The 15,578-nt window shown below is 62.9% G+C and carries 19 protein-coding genes; 13 read left to right on the top strand and 6 right to left on the bottom strand.

Going from position 1 to position 15,578, the window contains the following annotated elements:
* The first annotated feature begins 3 nt into the window (after positions 1 to 3).
* Genes VKT51_02415 through rimM form a run of 6 tightly spaced genes read left to right on the top strand, consistent with a single transcriptional unit; the run spans position 4 to position 3,703 of the window.
* A complete protein-coding gene (locus VKT51_02415; protein HLJ83015.1) occupies positions 4 to 753 on the top strand; it encodes a 3-oxoacyl-ACP reductase family protein in 750 nt (249 codons plus the stop codon).
* A 48-nt stretch (positions 754 to 801) separates the two neighbouring features.
* Complete coding sequence (locus tag VKT51_02420) at positions 802 to 1,041, top strand: acyl carrier protein (protein HLJ83016.1); 240 nt, start codon at positions 802 to 804, stop codon at positions 1,039 to 1,041.
* Between the two features lie 48 nt (positions 1,042 to 1,089).
* Positions 1,090 to 2,397, top strand: coding sequence for a signal recognition particle protein (gene ffh, locus VKT51_02425; GenBank protein ID HLJ83017.1), 1,308 nt, complete (start codon positions 1,090 to 1,092; stop codon positions 2,395 to 2,397).
* Positions 2,398 to 2,433: 36 nt separating this feature from the next.
* Positions 2,434 to 2,730: a 30S ribosomal protein S16 gene (gene rpsP / locus VKT51_02430; protein ID HLJ83018.1), complete on the top strand. Its 297-nt coding sequence runs from the start codon at positions 2,434 to 2,436 to the stop codon at positions 2,728 to 2,730.
* 41 nt (positions 2,731 to 2,771) lie between these two features.
* Positions 2,772 to 3,173, top strand: coding sequence for a KH domain-containing protein (locus VKT51_02435; GenBank protein ID HLJ83019.1), 402 nt, complete (start codon positions 2,772 to 2,774; stop codon positions 3,171 to 3,173).
* The gene (gene rimM, locus VKT51_02440; protein ID HLJ83020.1) at positions 3,170 to 3,703 is read left to right on the top strand and encodes a ribosome maturation factor RimM; all 534 of its coding nucleotides are present in this window, start codon (positions 3,170 to 3,172) and stop codon (positions 3,701 to 3,703) included. Before VKT51_02435 ends, rimM begins: the two co-directional genes overlap by 4 nt.
* On the opposite strand, the gene VKT51_02445 is transcribed toward rimM, so the two are convergent.
* The gene (locus VKT51_02445) at positions 3,663 to 4,352 is read right to left on the bottom strand and encodes an alpha/beta hydrolase (GenBank protein HLJ83021.1); all 690 of its coding nucleotides are present in this window, start codon (positions 4,350 to 4,352) and stop codon (positions 3,663 to 3,665) included. The two genes, rimM and VKT51_02445, sit on opposite strands and share 41 nt — an antisense overlap.
* Positions 4,353 to 4,425: 73 nt before the next feature.
* On the opposite strand from VKT51_02445, the gene VKT51_02450 reads away from it, so the two are divergent.
* Together VKT51_02450 and VKT51_02455 are read left to right on the top strand one after the other, a co-directional pair.
* On the top strand, positions 4,426 to 6,213 hold the full coding sequence (locus VKT51_02450) for an exonuclease domain-containing protein (GenBank protein HLJ83022.1): 1,788 nt from the start codon (positions 4,426 to 4,428) through the stop codon (positions 6,211 to 6,213).
* Positions 6,214 to 6,646: 433 nt separating this feature from the next.
* Positions 6,647 to 7,222: a hypothetical protein gene (locus VKT51_02455; protein HLJ83023.1), complete on the top strand. Its 576-nt coding sequence runs from the start codon at positions 6,647 to 6,649 to the stop codon at positions 7,220 to 7,222.
* Here the strand turns inward: VKT51_02455 and VKT51_02460 are convergent.
* Positions 7,203 to 7,937 carry a fumarylacetoacetate hydrolase family protein gene (locus tag VKT51_02460; GenBank protein ID HLJ83024.1) on the bottom strand — a complete coding sequence of 245 codons (735 nt, stop codon included), beginning with the start codon at positions 7,935 to 7,937 and terminating at the stop codon, positions 7,203 to 7,205. The two genes, VKT51_02455 and VKT51_02460, sit on opposite strands and share 20 nt — an antisense overlap.
* Positions 7,934 to 8,377, bottom strand: coding sequence for a hypothetical protein (locus tag VKT51_02465; protein HLJ83025.1), 444 nt, complete (start codon positions 8,375 to 8,377; stop codon positions 7,934 to 7,936). The genes VKT51_02460 and VKT51_02465 overlap by 4 nt, the downstream gene beginning before the upstream one ends.
* Before the next feature lie 110 nt (positions 8,378 to 8,487).
* On the opposite strand from VKT51_02465, the gene VKT51_02470 reads away from it, so the two are divergent.
* The 4 genes from VKT51_02470 to VKT51_02485 are packed head-to-tail and all read left to right on the top strand — an operon-like array spanning position 8,488 to position 12,800.
* Entirely contained in the window at positions 8,488 to 9,894 is a 1,407-nt protein-coding gene (locus tag VKT51_02470) for a dihydrolipoyl dehydrogenase (GenBank protein HLJ83026.1), read from the top strand.
* Positions 9,875 to 10,723, top strand: coding sequence for a class I SAM-dependent methyltransferase (locus VKT51_02475; GenBank protein ID HLJ83027.1), 849 nt, complete (start codon positions 9,875 to 9,877; stop codon positions 10,721 to 10,723). Before VKT51_02470 ends, VKT51_02475 begins: the two co-directional genes overlap by 20 nt.
* The gene (locus tag VKT51_02480; protein HLJ83028.1) at positions 10,720 to 11,841 is read left to right on the top strand and encodes a PQQ-dependent sugar dehydrogenase; all 1,122 of its coding nucleotides are present in this window, start codon (positions 10,720 to 10,722) and stop codon (positions 11,839 to 11,841) included. Before VKT51_02475 ends, VKT51_02480 begins: the two co-directional genes overlap by 4 nt.
* The gene (locus VKT51_02485; GenBank protein HLJ83029.1) at positions 11,838 to 12,800 is read left to right on the top strand and encodes a 2-hydroxyacid dehydrogenase; all 963 of its coding nucleotides are present in this window, start codon (positions 11,838 to 11,840) and stop codon (positions 12,798 to 12,800) included. The genes VKT51_02480 and VKT51_02485 overlap by 4 nt, the downstream gene beginning before the upstream one ends.
* A 178-nt stretch (positions 12,801 to 12,978) precedes the next feature.
* Here VKT51_02485 and VKT51_02490 read toward each other — a convergent pair whose 3' ends face one another.
* Positions 12,979 to 13,638: a uracil-DNA glycosylase gene (locus VKT51_02490; protein ID HLJ83030.1), complete on the bottom strand. Its 660-nt coding sequence runs from the start codon at positions 13,636 to 13,638 to the stop codon at positions 12,979 to 12,981.
* 150 nt (positions 13,639 to 13,788) lie between these two features.
* On the opposite strand from VKT51_02490, the gene VKT51_02495 reads away from it, so the two are divergent.
* The gene (locus tag VKT51_02495) at positions 13,789 to 14,337 is read left to right on the top strand and encodes a hypothetical protein (protein ID HLJ83031.1); all 549 of its coding nucleotides are present in this window, start codon (positions 13,789 to 13,791) and stop codon (positions 14,335 to 14,337) included.
* 7 nt (positions 14,338 to 14,344) lie between these two features.
* Here VKT51_02495 and VKT51_02500 read toward each other — a convergent pair whose 3' ends face one another.
* Together VKT51_02500 and VKT51_02505 are read right to left on the bottom strand one after the other, a co-directional pair.
* Complete coding sequence (locus tag VKT51_02500) at positions 14,345 to 14,947, bottom strand: pyridoxamine 5'-phosphate oxidase family protein (GenBank protein HLJ83032.1); 603 nt, start codon at positions 14,945 to 14,947, stop codon at positions 14,345 to 14,347.
* The coding region (locus VKT51_02505) for an alkaline phosphatase family protein (GenBank protein HLJ83033.1) at positions 14,940 to 15,578 on the bottom strand (639 nt) is incomplete at its 5' end. The genes VKT51_02500 and VKT51_02505, both read right to left, overlap by 8 nt.

The following is a 15,578-nucleotide window of genomic DNA, read 5'->3' on the forward strand; positions in this document are numbered from 1 at the left end:
CAGATGAACGGCAGCGCAAGCGGCAAGGCCGCAATCGTGACCGGCGCAGGAACCGGAATCGGACGCGCGGTGGCCCGCGCGCTCGCGGCCGCGGGCGCGCGCGTGATGCTCAACGGCCGGCGCGCCGAACCGCTCCACGCCGTTCGGGCAGAGATCGAGGCGGCCGGCGGCATCGCGCAGGTGCACCAAGGCGATGTGTCTTCGCAGACCGAGGCACTGGCGCTTGTCGAAGCGACGAAGGCGCAGTTCGGCCGCGTGGATGTCCTTGTGAACAACGCCGGCAAGTCCTACGATACCCTAATCTTACGCATGAAATGGGATGCCCTCGAAGACGCGCTCGCGGTGAACCTCAAGAGCGTCTTCTATCTGTCCTCAGCGGCGGGAAAGGTCATGTTGGCCCAGAAAAGCGGCGCGATCGTCAATATATCGTCCGTTGTCGCTTTGACCGGCAACGCCGGGCAGAGCGCCTACGTGGCGGCGAAGGCCGCCGTGCTTGGCCTGACGAAATCGCTTGCGCAGGAGTTCGGCTCCCGCGGCATCCGCGTCAACGCGATCGCCCCCGGTTTCATCCAGACCGAGATGACCTCGGTCCTGCCGGAAGCGACACAGGCTTCGTACATGGCGCGTATACCGCTCGGGAGATTCGGCACGGCCGATGAAGTGGCGCACGTCGCGCTTTTCTTGAGCAGCGACGAAGCCGCGTACATAACGGGCCAGACATTCGCCGTGGACGGCGGACTCACCATGCGATAAACCGTCGCACTACGTCACCCGCAGCACACTGGAGGCAAGCAATCCCTGATGTCCGTTTTCGACAAAGTGAAGAAGTGCATCGTCGAGCAACTCGGTGTGGACGAAGAAGAAGTCGTCATCGACGCCTCGATCACCGATGACCTTGGGGCAGATTCGCTCGACCAGGTCGAGCTGGTCATGGCGCTCGAGACCGAGTTCAACATCGACATCCCCGACGAAGCGGCCGAGAAGATCAAGACGGTCGGCGACGCCGTTCGTTACATCGAAGAGGCTGGCGAAAAGGCGTGAACTCGTCGCGCGGCTTCGCCATTCTCCCGCACCCGCGCTAAGATCGCAATGCTGCAAGGACTATCCGATCGCCTCGGGGCGATCTTTCAACGGCTGCGCTCACGCGGAAAACTGAACGAACACGACGTCTCGGATGTGCTTCGAGAGGTCCGCATCGCGCTGCTCGAAGCCGACGTCAACCTCAAGGTGGTCAAAGACTTCATCGCGTCTATTCGCGCCCGCGCGATCGGCGCCGAAGTCCTTGAATCTTTGACGCCCGCGCAAGCGGTGATCAAGATCGTGCACGACGGGCTGATCGAGCTCATGGGCTCGCAAGTCGCGCCGGTGCGCTTCTTGCCCGTCGGCACGACGGCGATCATCCTGGCCGGATTGCAGGGCAGCGGAAAGACGACGCACGCCGCAAAGCTCGCTCGCTTCTTCAAAGAGGATGGCCGGCGACCGCTCCTCGTCGCGTGCGACGTCTACCGTCCGGCTGCGATCACGCAATTGAAAGTGCTCGGCGAACAGATCGACGTTCCCGTGTTCTCGCTCGACGGAGCCGACCCGACCACCATCGCGAGAGAAGCGCTCGCACATGCGAAGCAAGTCGGCAACGGCGTCGCGATATTCGACACCGCCGGAAGGTTGCAGATCGACGAACCGCTGATGCAAGAACTGCAATCGATCCGCGCGACCGTCGATCCATCGGAAGTGTTGCTGGTCGTCGACTCGATGACCGGCCAAGAGGCCGTCAACGTCGCGCTGGAGTTCGATCGGCGGATCGGGCTCACGGGAACGATCCTGACGAAGATGGACGGCGACAGCCGCGGCGGCGCCGCGCTTTCGATCCGCGCGGTACTCGGCAAACCCGTGAAGTTCATCGGTACCGGCGAGAAGGTCGGGGCGCTCGAACCGTTCCATCCCGACCGCCTCGTCTCGCGAATCCTCGGCTTTGGCGACGTGCTCACGCTCATCGAGCGAAGTCAGAGCGTCTACGACGAGGCGCAAGCCAAAGATCTCGCCCAGAAGCTCAAGCGACAGTCGTTCACCCTTCAGGACTTTCTCGACCAGCTGCGCATGGTCAAGAAGATGGGCTCGCTCGGTGACATCGCGAAGATGATCCCCGGCGTCGGCAAGCTCGTCAAAGACAATCCCATCGAAGATCGCCAAGTCGCCCGCACGGAGGCGATCATATGCTCGATGACGCCGCTCGAACGGACCGACCCAAGCGTGCTCAACGCGAGCCGGCGACGCCGCATCGCCAAAGGCAGCGGGACGGTTGTGCACGACGTCAACCAGCTGATCAAGCAGTTCGAAGCATCAAAGCAAATGATGAAGCGATTGGGCCGGATGCGCCGGCCGCCGACGTTTCACTGACGAGCGTTCAGGCGCTCACAGAAAGGACACCACCTCTTGTCAGTCCAGATACGTCTCCGCCGCACCGGTCTAAAGAAGCAGCCGAGTTATCGCGTCATCGTCGCCGACAAACGATCGCCGCGCGACGGCCGATTCCTCGACATCGTGGGGCACTACAATCCGCGGCGTTCACCCGTCGAGTTGGTGCTCGACGAGGAGAAGATCAAGCGCTGGCTCGGCAACGGCGCGCAGCCATCCGACACCGTCGCGCGTCTGCTCGCCGACAAAGGTCTCTACGCGAAAGAGAAAGTCCGCGTCCGCAAAGCGCGCGCCAAGCGCGCCAAAAAGTCTTGACATGACCGGCTCGCGCCGGTCCGTACTGAAAGGTGACGCACATGCCCGATAGGCCTCATGATTTCATCGACTACGACGACGAGCCGCTGCCGGCGCCGAAAGAGACAGAAGCCGACGACGAATCGGAACCGCTCCCGCGCGCTGACGACGACGAAGGCTTTCGCGCCGACGACGACGACAACACCGGCAATATCGCAGATGGCATCGGCCGTGCCGCGGCGGTTCTGAAATTCATCGTCGAGCGTATCGTTGATGAGCCCGATCGCATAGCGATCGCCGCGGCGCAAGACGAGCGCGGGCCGGTATTGCTCTTGCGGGTGAGCGACGAAGACCGAGGCAAGGTGATCGGCAGGCAGGGGCGCATAGTACACGCGATCCGCACGATCGTCAAAGCAGCCTCGGTTGGCGCAGGCGAAAAGGTCAACGTCGAGATCCTCGATTGACGCAAGCCGAGGTCCTCATCGGTCGCATCGTCGGCACCTTTGGACTTCGGGGCCACGTCAAGATCGCCGGCGGCGACGCAGACGCGCTATGCGAAGGCGCGCGGTTGGAGGGGATCGGCGTCGACGGCGCGCGGCGCGGCTTCCTGATCGTTTCGGCTCGCACTCATAAGCGCGTCATCGTCGCATCGTTCGAAGGAATCGCAAGCATCTCGCAAGCGGAGGCACTCGTCGGAACGGCGCTATATGTCGACGCCGCGGAGCTCCCCGCATTGCCCGAGGGCATACACCGCGCGTCGGACCTCGTCGGCTTGCGGGTCGTCGACAGCAGACTGGGTCCGCTTGGGGAAGTTCGTTCCGTGCAGCACTATCCGTCGGCCGACATGCTCGTCGTGGGCGAGGCGCTGATCCCGCTGCACCGGGCTTACGACGTCTCGATCGACCTCGGAGCGCGGACGATACACGTGACGCTGCCCGACGGCTTTGACGAGATCATGAAAGCTCCGCGAGCCAAGCGCGAATCACCGCGTTGACGGCGTCGGGCTGCTCAAAGTGGGGCAGATGGCCGGCTCCTTCAATGATCTTCAGCGTGCTCCGGGCGATGCGCTCGTGAAGAAACGCCGCGTATTTCGGGGGAGTCATGCGGTCTACCGACCCGACGATGATGAGGGTTGGGATTTCAACAGTGCTCACCCGCTCGATCTCATCGAACGTGTCGCATGCGGCGTAGTCTGCGCGAGTGGCGCCTTGTCCGACCATGAGGTGCCATCCCCTGACGAGCTGACGCAGATGATCCGCACAGCCGGGCGCGACCGAAAGGTCCACGAGTTCGTCGACACAATCCGGCCAACGCTGGTCGATCATGTCGAAGATCGGCTTGCCGACGCGCAGGCGTGCGCCGCCGCCGATGAGGATCAATCCCGCGACGTCCGATGGGTTTGTCAGCGCCCACTCGAGTGCGATCGCCGCGCCTAAGGAGTTTCCGCACGCGATTGCCGGCACGGCCGCACGAAAACGAGCATACTTAGCAAGCCACGATGCCATTTCGGGGACGTCGCCCAATGGGGTGCCGTGAGGATGACCCGGCAGCGAGACCGCATCCGAGCCGGGGAAGGCCGCGGCCTGCTCGGCAAAAGCCTCGTGCGTATGACCCGAGCCGTGGACGTACAGGATTTGAGCCATGGCGCGCGGCCTTCTGGCCGCCTCGACGACCCTCCCGCGGGAATCGACCATATGTTCGAGAATGGCGACCGCTATGGCGACTTACGCGCCGCTGCCCGCTCCTTTCGAGGAGGCGCTAGCGGATGCGGCGATCGCGGCAGATGCGGCTCAGGAGGCGCTTTCGCGCCGACTTTCCGAGCTAGAGATTACCGATCTTTGGTCTTGCCGGTTCGCCGTGGTAGATATCGAGACGACCGGCAGCGTGGCGGGCAATGACGCCATGACCGAAATCGCGATCGTCCATGTGGAAGACGGCCGCATAACCCGGCGCTGGCGGTCGTTCGTGAACCCCGAGCGCCCCATCCCGCCATTCATAACGCAGCTCACCGGCATCACCGACGAAATGGTCGCTGGGGCGCCATATCTCAGAGACGTGCTTCCAACGGTGCTCTCGCGCCTAGACGGCTACGTCTTCGTCGGGCACAACGTCAGATTCGACGCTGGATTTGTGGACTTCGAGCTCCGCCGTCATGGATATGCCGGTCTGAACACGCCGACCATCGACACGCTTGCTTTGGCGCGTCGCACGATCGCCGAAGTCCCGAACTACAAACTCGGCACATTGACGCGCGAGCTCGGCCTCGACGTGGAGCGGCACCATCGCGCGCTCGCTGACGCGACGGCGACGGCCGATCTGCTCGTTCACTGCATCAAGCGCCTCGAAGACCGCGGCGTTTTCACGTACGGAGCGCTGGCCCAATATCTTCGCACGAAACCGATAAGGCGCAAGCGCCAGCGGCGAGCGCGCGTTCTCGTCGACGCCGGCCAGTTGCCGGTCTGGTCGTCGTCCATCCTGGCGCAGCTGACCGAGGTGCCGACGCGACCAGGTGTCTACCTTCTCAAAGATGCCGGCGGGAGCGTGGTGTACGTCGGTAAGTCGAAGTCGCTGCGCGCGCGGCTGCGGACGTATGCGGCGACCTCAAAGATCGCGGGGGCGAAGGTTCTCCAGCTACGATCGATCGTCGCGACGTTCGACTACTTGGTGACCGGCAGCGAATTCGAAGCGCTGCTGCTCGAAGCCGAGCTCGTCCGCGCCTACGATCCGCCGATGAACGATCGGCTGCGCAATTTCCGCGAGTTCGCGTTTATCAAAGTCGGCGCGGGCGCACGCGGCCATCTGTGCACCACGACCCACGTCGCAGGCGACGGCGCCCGCTACTATGGACCGTATCTGAGCATGACGGCTGCGCGCGCCGCGGTCGCCGCGTTACAGGATGCACTGGGTTTGCGGGCATGCGACGAAGACAACGTCGATATCCGAGTTTCGGAGTCGCCGCCCGGCCATCACGAGGCTTTGATCGATGAGGCGATCGCGTTCATCGAAGGCGCAGCCGACGATGTGCTTCTGGCCATCGCGCGCCGCCGCGACGAAGCAGGAGCGCGCGGCAGACTCGACGTGGCATCGCGCGAAGAGAAGCGGCTGGATCGACTTCGGCGATTGCGCGAGCGGCACGCTCGGCTCGAATACGCCACTGGCCTCTCCATGATCGTGCTCGCCCCTTCGGGTCATCCATCCGAGGAAGCGTGCTTCCTCTTCAACGCAGGAAGACTCGCCGGCCAAGTCCGGCTGCCGCGCCGGCTGCCGGCGCGTTCAGAGGCGCGAAGTCTGCTGACGTGTCTAATCGCTGAGAAGTACAAGCCTGACCAGACCGAGCGATCGTTCGCGCGGCAAGATGAGATCGACCAGCTCTTCATCCTCGCCTCGTGGTTCCGGAAGTCGCGCGAAGGGCTGTCGTTTGTTACGTTGCCCGAGCGTACGCCGAACGCAGCGGAGTCCGAGCGCTGGGCGATCCAAATCCTCGACGGCGAACAAGTCGTCTGACGCGTTTCTAAAGCCATTTGAAGGGGCCGACATATTTGAAGGGGCATATTTGAAGGGGCCGACGTCAGTCGGCCCTCTTATATATCCGTCGCGCCGGTGCCGCTAAGACCGCCGCTAGATGTGCCTCGGGGCGTACCATAAGACGAACGTCAGAAAACCGAGAAACGCACCGCTCATAAGATAGAAGAGAGCTGCGCCCCCTCCGTCATCTCGACGGTCTGTTTCGTCCCGCTTGTACGGCACCGCCGCCGTGCGCGACCGGCTCATCGGACTCCTCATTCACCGTAGAGTGAGGCGTAGAATCGGGAATCGCATGGAATGCAAGATATCCCAGTCGCTTCCAACTACGATTTAACCGTTTTCTCAGTTGCGGCCGCTATGATGCCCGTCACCGGGGCAAGATTACCGGTAGAATCCCGCGTAAATTATGAGTATGAAGTCATTCTATTTCACGGCCTTTGCGGCTGCGGTCGCGGCTGTCGTCACAGCTAGCAGTCAGGCCCTGGCGATCCCGCATGCCACCACGCCGATCACGGCAGATACCAAGGACACGCTCCTTCAGGCAGGCACGTTACTGCGCATAAGTCTCGATCAGACCGTGTCGTCGTCGACGAATAAAGTCGGTGACAAGTTCGGCTTTGCGGTCGTGGACGACGTCAAGATCGGCGATCGTGTTGTGGTCCCGGCCGGCACGAAGGGCACCGGCAGCGTGACCGCTGTCCGGCCGGCGCACGGCGGCGGCGGCGACGGGATGCTCCGCGTGACGCTCGACCCGGTTCCGGTACCGGCCGGACCGACGCTTGCGATCGGCATCACGCACGACAGTGTCATGGCGGATGTCAACGAGAAGAACGGTGACGCGGGCACGCTTGAAACCGTCGCGGATGCGGCCGTGCCGGGATTCTTCCTATTGGAGTTGCTGCGTAAGGGCAGCGACGTCACTCTGCGCGCAAGCAAGCCATTTCACGTCGCGGTGACCGAGGACTCGTTTATCCCGCTTCCAAAGTGACGACCCGGTTCGTCAACGCTCCGATCCCCTCGATCTCAATCTTCACGGTGTCGCCGCCGACCATCGGGGCGACGCCGCTTGGCGTGCCGGTGGCTATCACATCTCCCGGTTCGAGCGTGAATGCGGCGCTCGCGTACTCGATCAGCGACGGCACGTCGAAGATCATCGACGCCGTCGACGCGTCTTGGCGGATTTCGCCGTTCAGCGACGTCCGTAGACGGCGACCGCGCCATTCTATTCCGGAGACGATGTATGGGCCGATCGGCGCGAACGTGTCGAAGCCTTTCGCGCGAGCCCACTGCACGTCCGATCGCTGAAGATCGCGCGCCGTGACATCGTTGACGATCGTGTATCCGAGGACGTAGTCGAGAGCGTTTGTCCGCGTCACGCTGCGACAGCGGCGTCCGATGACGACGCCGAGCTCGCCCTCGAATTCGACGTGGGTCGACTGACGCGGATAGACGATATCGTCGCCCGGACCGATGACCGCCGACGGCGGCTTGAAGAAAAGCAACGGGTTCGGCGGTAAGGCGTTGCCCATCTCCGCCGCATGCTCGGCATAGTTGCGGCCGACGCAGACGATTTTGGACGGCAGGCAAGGCGCAAGCAGGCGCACATCCGCTAGCGGTTTACGGCAGCCGGGCGCCACGACTTCATCGCCCTCAACCGCCCCCGAATATTCCGTGTCGCCGAAACGAAACCGGCAGTAGATCATGAAACGCGGCTAAACGAGCGCTGTGCCGCGAACACCCAGATCAACGCAGCCGCGGCATCGCGTCCGACCGTGGCCCACGTCGCGAATTCCGGCCGCAGCGCCCAGTTGATCACAATTGAAAGACAGGCAGCGATAGCGGCCGCGATCAGCGCCGGCTGCACAGGAATGCGTTTGTGGCTGGGTATCGCCGATCGCATCGCTCGGTAGGAGAGGCGGGCGCCGAAAAATCCCAGCGGTAGCGCAAACGCGATGGGCAGCGCGAGGATCGCGAGGAGTATTCCGGCTTTCGTGCCTAACGGCAACCATTCGGCGACTGCGAACGCAAGAGCGCAGAACGCGCAGTACGCGACGACCTGTGCGATGATCGATGCGCAGAACACAAGGAGAAGACGGCGGAAGACGTGTCTCCGCACGTTGACGGAAAGCGGCATTGTGCGCATCGTCGACGACCTTTGCGCAGCCGCGCATCGCGACCTTCACGGCAGCGATGCTCGATTGCTCAGTCGTCAATAGAGGTCGCCTTCTCGAGTCGCGGCAAATATCCGAACGCATGAACCAACGCCGAGAATACGACCTCTGCGTCGTCGGCGCGGGAAGCGCCGGCTACGCCGCGGCGACGACCGCCCGCTCCCTTGGGCGCAGCGTAGTGATCGCAGAATCGCGCGCCCCGCTCGGCGGCCTTTGCATTTTACGCGGCTGCATGCCGTCGAAGACGTTGCTGAGCAGCGCCGAAGTGGCGCACATGGTCGACCGTGCTTCGGAATTCGGCATCGTCGCAGGACCTGCGCGCGTGGATTTTCCGGCGCTGATGGCGCGCAAGCGGCGCATCATCGATGAATTCGCCGACTACCGCGTCGACGGCATTGAAACGTTCGCGCTCGTGCGCGGCGATGTGAAGTTCACCGGCCCGAAAACGCTCTCGGTCGACGGTGAAGAAATCGGCGCCGCGAAGTTCATCGTCGCCACCGGTTCGGTCACTCACGTCCCAAGCATACCCGGGCTGGAGGCCGCCGGTTACGTCACGAGCGACGAGGTCCTCGAACTCGACCGGTTGCCGGAGAGCGTCATCGTATTGGGCGGCGGGGCGGTCGCGTGCGAATTAGCGCAATATCTCCGGCGCCTCGGGTGTCAAGTGACGATGCTCCAGCGGAGTCGGACATTGCTCTCGCGCGAGGACGGCGATATCGGCGCGACCTTGCGCAACGCGTTGGAAAGCGAGGGCATGAACATCGCGACCGGCACTCTGCTGGAAAGCGTGGAGATCACGAGATCCGGCAAGAAGGTATGGTATGAGGTCGACGGCCGTCGCGAGAGCGCGGAAGGCGGCGAGATATTCGTCGCGCTCGGTCGACGGGCGAACACCGGCGGTCTCGGGCTGGAAGCAGCACAGGTCGAGTACGAAAGCGGCGGCATCAAAGTGGATGCGCATCTGCAGACGAGCAATCCGATCATCTATGCGGCGGGCGATGTCATCTTCGACAGCACGCAGCTTGTGCATGTCGCCGTCAACGAAGGCCAGACGGCGGCGCGCAACGCGCTCTCCGACGAGGGCCTCACGATCGACTACGATCTGTACGGCGCTCGCGCTGTGTTTACGGATCCGCAAGTCGCCGTCGCCGGCTTGTCCGAGGCCGAGTGCACCCGGCGGGGAGCCGATTTCGTCAGTGCGTCGTTTCCGTTTGACGACCTCGGTAAAGCGATAGCGATCGGCGCGACAAAGGGATTCATCAAAATGCTTGCCGCGCCGGACGGGACGATTCTCGGCGTCGGCATCATCGGCGCTGAGGCATCCGATCTCATTCACGAGGCCATCGCGCTGCTCCATTTCAAGGCGAATGTCAGAGACGTGATGCAGATGCCGCACCTGCATCCCACGCTCGCCGAGATCTTCACGTATCCGGCCGAAACGCTCTGCGAGCGGCTCGAGCACGAGCGGCATGTCCTCGTCCGCCCGTAAGGACGCGGTCGGGCGGCGCGGGCACGGATCCGCAAGCCACGCGCTCTATGAAAACCCTCGGCTGTACGATCTCGGCTTCGGCTTCCGAAACATCGCGCGGGAATGCGACGGGCTGCTTGCAATCGCGGCCAAACACGGCACGAGCGCGCCGCGCCGAATCGTGGACATCGCATGCGGCCCGGCGCATCACCTCCGAGAGTATGCGCGGCGCGGCCTCGTAGCACTGGGCGTCGATGTGAACGCGGAGATGATCGAGTACGCCCGGCATCTGAACAAGCAGGCGCATGTCGCCGTCGGACTGCGCAAGGCTGACATGCGGCGCTTTCATCTTCCGACGCGCGTGGATATCGCGCAGTGCTTGTTCGATTCGTTCAGCCATTGCGTGACGGATGCCGACGCGGTTGCGACATTGCGCCGCGCGGCTGCGGCGCTGCGCCCCGGCGGCCTCCTGATCCTCGAGTTGACGCACCCGGCGGACTATTTCGGGGGGGATGAGGTCCGCACGGTCGGCCGCTGGGTCCAACGTTACGACGACGTCGCGGTCAAGACGCGTTTCCAAACCACAGCGATCGACGCGGTGGAGGAGACGTACGTCAAGAGCATGGTCATCGACGCCGTGTACAAAGTGGGCAAGAAGAAGAAGCGTATCGTCGACCGGCAGTTGCATCGCATGTGGCTGCGCGGCGGGATTCGCAACGTCGTCGCACAGAGCGGCGCGTTCGAAATCGTGGGTTGGTATGGCGATCTTACGCCGAAAGTTCCTCTGAGCATGCGGCCCGCGTCTTGGCGCATGGTCGTAGCGATGCGTCGTCGAAAGTCGCGATCGTGAACCGTCACACGCGGCGTCTTCTCGTACAAATAGTGGCAGGGACTATCTTCTTGGCCGGGTGCGGCGGCTCGTCTGGATTCGCTTCTCTGGCCGGCGCTTCGACGCAAGATCCGCAGCTCGCAGCTCCGCCCGGTTTCACCGTGGACGTATTCGAGCGCGGGCTTCAGGGACCACGCTACATGGCGGTCGCACCGAACGGCGATCTCCTCGTGGCGCTCACATACATGAGTCACGTCGTTGCCATTCACGGTGCGAACTCGACTCCCGTCGTGGTTGCGAGGGGCCTGAATCTGCCGCACGGCTTGGCCTTCGACGGGTCGACACTCTATATCGCGACGTGGGATGGCGTTGAGAAACTCACGTATCCGGGCGGTTCCCTATCCACCGTCATCTCCGGATTTCCCGAGAACGGCGACCACGACCATCGGGCGCTCGCGCTTGCGCAAGACCACTCGCTGTACGTGTCGATCGGATCCTCATGCAACGTCTGCGCGGATCAGCCGCCGCTTGCGACGATCCAACACGTGCGTGGCGCGTCGGCTTCCACGTTTGCGTCGGGATTGCGAAACGCGAGCGGCCTCGCATTCGACTCCGCCGGCCGGCTATGGGCCACGGTGAACCAGCGCGACGACATAGGACCCACGCAGGCGGTGACCGACAACCTGCCGCCTGACGAACTCGACCTGATCGAACAGGGCGGCGACTATGGATGGCCGGCGTGTTATCCCGACCCGGACGGCCGCAAGCGCGATCCGAATCCCGAATCTCCGAATGCCGACTGCAGCAGGACGGTTCCCGTCTCGCTCAACTTCCCAGCGCATTCCGCACCGCTCGGCATCGTGTTTTATGACCGTACGCAGTTTCCCAAAGAGTATCGAGGAGGGGCGTTTGTCGCATTCCACGGCTCGTGGAATCGCACGACCCCCACCGGAGATAAGGTCGTCTACGTCGCATTTGCGAACGGCAAGCCCACGGGATACAAGAATTTTCTCACCGGATGGCTTCGCGATGGCCGGTATCTGGGGCGGCCGTCCGGCCTTGCGGTAGACGGCAGCGGTGATCTCTTTGTCAGCGACGACCAGGCAGGCATCATCTACAGAATCAGGTACGCGCCATGAAGGTAGTCTCGTTCTCACACCTCTGGCGAGAAGAGCTCGGCACCCTGCTCGATTCCGACATCGAATTCGTCGCCGTCGATCCGGATGACGAAACTGCGCAGCTCGCATCGCTCGCAGATGCGGACGTTCTCATCAGCACGAAGTTCGACGCGCCAATGGCACGCGCAGCCGTACGACTACGGTTGCTTCTCTGCCCGTCCGCCGGCACCGAAGGCATCGATCGCGAGCAGCTCGCGCCCGGCGTTGGACTTCTCAACGGCCAGGGCCACGAGATTCCAATAGCGGAGTTTGTCATCGGCGCGCTCGTCGCATTGCGGCAGAAGATGTTCGCCGCAGACCGCGCGTTGCGCGATGGGCGGTGGGAATATGGCTTTTTAGGCGCGGGCGGGTTTGTCGGCGAGCTATATGGTTCCAAGCTCGGCATGCTCGGCTACGGGCGGATCGGCAAGGAGATCGTGCAGCGCGCCTCGGCGTTCGGCATCGAAACCGTTGCGCTCACCATGCGTCCGGAGCGAGTCACGGCGAAACCGCCGGGGCTTGCGCTCGTCGGCGATTTGAAAGATCGAGCCGCCGTCGATGCCGTCGTGAGCCGGTCAGACGCGATCGTCGTCTGCTGCGAACTATCCGCGCAGACGCGCGGCCTCATCGATGCGCGCAGGTTCGGGCTTATGAAGAAGCACGCCGTGATCGTCAACATCGCTCGTGGGCCGATCCTCGACGAAAAAGCGCTCTATGAGGCGCTCAAGGAGCGAAAGATCGACGGCGCCGCGCTCGACGTCTGGTACGAGTACCCGCATAAGCGCGGCGAGCGCGTGCAGCCATCGCGGTTTCCCTTCGCGGAGTTGGATAACGTCATCATGACTCCACACTGCAGCGGGTGGACAGAAGGCCATCGGCGCCGCAAGTTGGGCCGGATGGCCGACGCGATCCACTCGTTCAAAAAAACGCAGCCGCTCTGAAGGGCCGCTCTGAAAAGCCGCTTCGAAGGGGCCGACGCTAGTCGGCCCTTCGCTTTCTTGGAGCCCAGGCGGACCATAAAGGTCCGCCCCACAGAGCGGCGGACCATAAAGGTCCGCCCCACAGAGCGGCGGACCATAAAGGTCCGCCCCACAGAGCGGCGGACCATAACGGTCCGCCCTACAGAAGCGATCTGGCTTTTGCGAAAACCGCGTCGAGCATTTCTTGCGTGAGCTTGCCGGTGTTCGTGTTCTGACGGCTTGGGTGATACGAACCGATCAACGCCAGCGCTCGTCCGCTGCCTTCTTGTTTCAACGAAGTTATCGCGGCATGGGCGAAAGCCGGTCTGGGTCGCGGCAGCTCGTAACCCGCATCTGCCAACAGCCGAAGCGCGCGGTCAAAGGCGATTTTGCCCAGTGCCACGACGACTCTCACGTCCTGAAGCGTCTCAAACTCCGCGCGTAGATACGAAGCGCAATTCGCGATGTGCCGCGGCGACGGCTTGTTCTTCGGAGGCGCGCAACGTATAGCGGCGCTGAGATACGCATCCTTGAGGGCAAAGCCGTCGCCGCGAGCGTGGGATGTCGGCTGCGTTGCGAAGCCGGAAGCAAAGAGCGCGCGGGCCAACCAGTCCGCGGAGCCGTCGCCCGTGAACATGCGCCCGGTCCGATTGCCGCCGTGCGCTGCGGGCGCCAACCCGATGATGAGAACAGCGGCGGACGCTTCGCCGAGCGGGGGTACGGGTTTGCCCCAATACGACTGGCCGGCAAATTCGCGTTTGCCGCGACGCGCAATGTCGGCGCAATATGCGCGAAGATCGCGACACCGCGTACACGCCACGATATCCCGGCGCAGTCTTACAAGCATATCCATGGTCAAGCGCCGCCTTCACGCGGCGAAGGACAGGTCCTCCCGCTCGCGTAACCGTCAGACCACCAAGTATCCGGCGATTTCTTCTATCGCCGGCGTTGGCATATGTGGGAGCGAGTCATGCAAAACGATCCTTCGACATCGATTCCGGCGCCCGCGCCGCAGCCGGTCTACGCGCCCGGCCAGATCGGACTTGACCAATCGAAGGTGCAGAACTATCTGCGCCAGCGCCGAGCGGAACAGAGCATGCCGCTCGCGATTCTCGCGGGCGTCGTCGCGGCTCTTATCGGCGCGGTGCTCTGGGGCATCGTCTCCGACGTCACGGATTACCAAATCGGTTGGATGGCGGTTGGTGTCGGATTTCTGGTCGGCTATTCCGTGCAATTCCTCGGCAAAGGCATCGACCCGCCGTTCAGATATGTGGGCGCGATCTGTTCTCTCGCCGGTTGCGTAGTCGGCAATTTTTTTGCCGTGGTCGGAGCCATCGCACAGCAAAATCACGTCAGTGCCCTCACCGTGCTCGGTCAGATACCACTGAACGTCGCCGTAGACGTGATGACGAAGGCGTTCCAGCCGATGGATCTGTTGTTTTACGGTATCGCAGTGTATGAAGGGTATCGCTTCTCGCTCAAGCGGCTGACCCAAGCGGAGCTCGCCGGACTCCAGTAGACCTCGGCTAAAGGGGCTGCACTCCGGACGTTCCGAGCACGCTCGGGTCGTCGTCGCCCGGTCCCGCTGCGCCGTGAGCGCGTGATTTCGCGCTCCACCCGATGACGTCCACCGCGACGACTTTTGTCATGGCCAGGTGTTCGAGCGTGGGAGCCGAGTAGTCGCGACCCTCGCTGCGGCCGTCGAAATACCGTCCGATCATCCTGCGGAACACGTCGCTCTTCGTCTCCGCATCGTCTACGATACGCATGCGGCCGAACGCCACGACGCTTCTATAGATCATCGAGTGGTTCAATGCGGTCTTCGAATATACCAAGCCGGTCAGCTCGGTCACCGTCACGCACACTCGCGCGTTCGTCGCCGCGCCTCCGAGTATCCGGGCCAATTGCGATCCGTGGATGTAGATCACGTCCGGCGTTTCGGGATTGAAAGCGTACGTCATGGGTATGACGACAGGCCACTCGTTTTCGATGATACCGACATGCGCGACCTTGGACGCAAGAAGTATGTCCGCGATGTCTCTTAGGACAGAACGTTCGGGATGCCGCAGCAGCTTTGTCGAAGGGATCGTATCGGCCGGCATCACTTCGGCGCTTGCCCGTTCACTCATCGTCCGGCTCGCCTGGGCTTGTCGGATGTTGGATGAAATACTTCTGGTCGATTGAAGTGGAGATCCGCGAAAACGCGCGCGGCGTCTGCGTGTAGTCGAAACAGTCCTGAAGATCATCGGAGCGCGAATCGCTGTAGTTCAGCGAGCCGAGATTGAACGTCTCTTCGACGTAGTGAAGTATGCTGCCGAATTCGTGGTTGACGTGGGAGACATAAGCGGTTCGCGCATACGGCGACACGACGATGAGCGGCACGCGAAAACCGAGCTCATTCGCGTTGAAAAGCACCGGCGGGGGAACGTGATCGTAGAAGCCGCCCCAGTCGTCCCACGTGAGGAAGATCGCCGTCGTCGCCCAGTACGGGCTCTTCATCACCGTGTTGATGAGCGCCGTCACGTAGCTCTGACCCTTGCTCACGAGCGCGACGGGGTGCTCGCTGACGTCGCTCGCGGGTTGGATCCATGCGACCTGCGGGAGCTGCCCGCTCGTGACGTCCTGGTAGAACTGGTCGATCGGTACGACGTTCCCCGTCTCCCCGTCCGCTTGCACGGTGTCGAACTCCGGGACCACGTTCCAGATGCTCGGGACCGTCGCCGTGATCTGCGTCGGCTGGCAATCCTCCGGATCGTTGCC

The organism is Candidatus Eremiobacteraceae bacterium, from assembly GCA_035295225.1.
Lineage (GTDB): Bacteria > Vulcanimicrobiota > Vulcanimicrobiia > Eremiobacterales > Eremiobacteraceae > JABCYQ01.

Bases quoted from the DNA above. Each gene is read 5' to 3' on its own strand.
- VKT51_02435 (HLJ83019.1), top strand. From the start codon at position 2,772: ATGCCCGATAGGCCTCATGATTTCATCGACTACGACGACGAGCCGCTG.
- VKT51_02485 (HLJ83029.1), top strand. From the start codon at position 11,838: ATGAAGGTAGTCTCGTTCTCACACCTCTGGCGAGAAGAGCTCGGCACC.
- VKT51_02460 (HLJ83024.1), bottom strand. From the start codon at position 7,937: ATGATCTACTGCCGGTTTCGTTTCGGCGACACGGAATATTCGGGGGCG.
- VKT51_02500 (HLJ83032.1), bottom strand. From the start codon at position 14,947: ATGAGTGAACGGGCAAGCGCCGAAGTGATGCCGGCCGATACGATCCCT.
- ffh (HLJ83017.1), top strand. From the start codon at position 1,090: ATGCTGCAAGGACTATCCGATCGCCTCGGGGCGATCTTTCAACGGCTG.
- VKT51_02450 (HLJ83022.1), top strand. From the start codon at position 4,426: ATGGCGACTTACGCGCCGCTGCCCGCTCCTTTCGAGGAGGCGCTAGCG.
- VKT51_02420 (HLJ83016.1), top strand. From the start codon at position 802: ATGTCCGTTTTCGACAAAGTGAAGAAGTGCATCGTCGAGCAACTCGGT.
- VKT51_02495 (HLJ83031.1), top strand. From the start codon at position 13,789: ATGCAAAACGATCCTTCGACATCGATTCCGGCGCCCGCGCCGCAGCCG.
- VKT51_02470 (HLJ83026.1), top strand. From the start codon at position 8,488: ATGAACCAACGCCGAGAATACGACCTCTGCGTCGTCGGCGCGGGAAGC.
- VKT51_02475 (HLJ83027.1), top strand. From the start codon at position 9,875: ATGTCCTCGTCCGCCCGTAAGGACGCGGTCGGGCGGCGCGGGCACGGA.
- VKT51_02445 (HLJ83021.1), bottom strand. From the start codon at position 4,352: ATGGCTCAAATCCTGTACGTCCACGGCTCGGGTCATACGCACGAGGCT.
- VKT51_02415 (HLJ83015.1), top strand. From the start codon at position 4: ATGAACGGCAGCGCAAGCGGCAAGGCCGCAATCGTGACCGGCGCAGGA.
- VKT51_02465 (HLJ83025.1), bottom strand. From the start codon at position 8,377: ATGCGCACAATGCCGCTTTCCGTCAACGTGCGGAGACACGTCTTCCGC.
- VKT51_02455 (HLJ83023.1), top strand. From the start codon at position 6,647: ATGAAGTCATTCTATTTCACGGCCTTTGCGGCTGCGGTCGCGGCTGTC.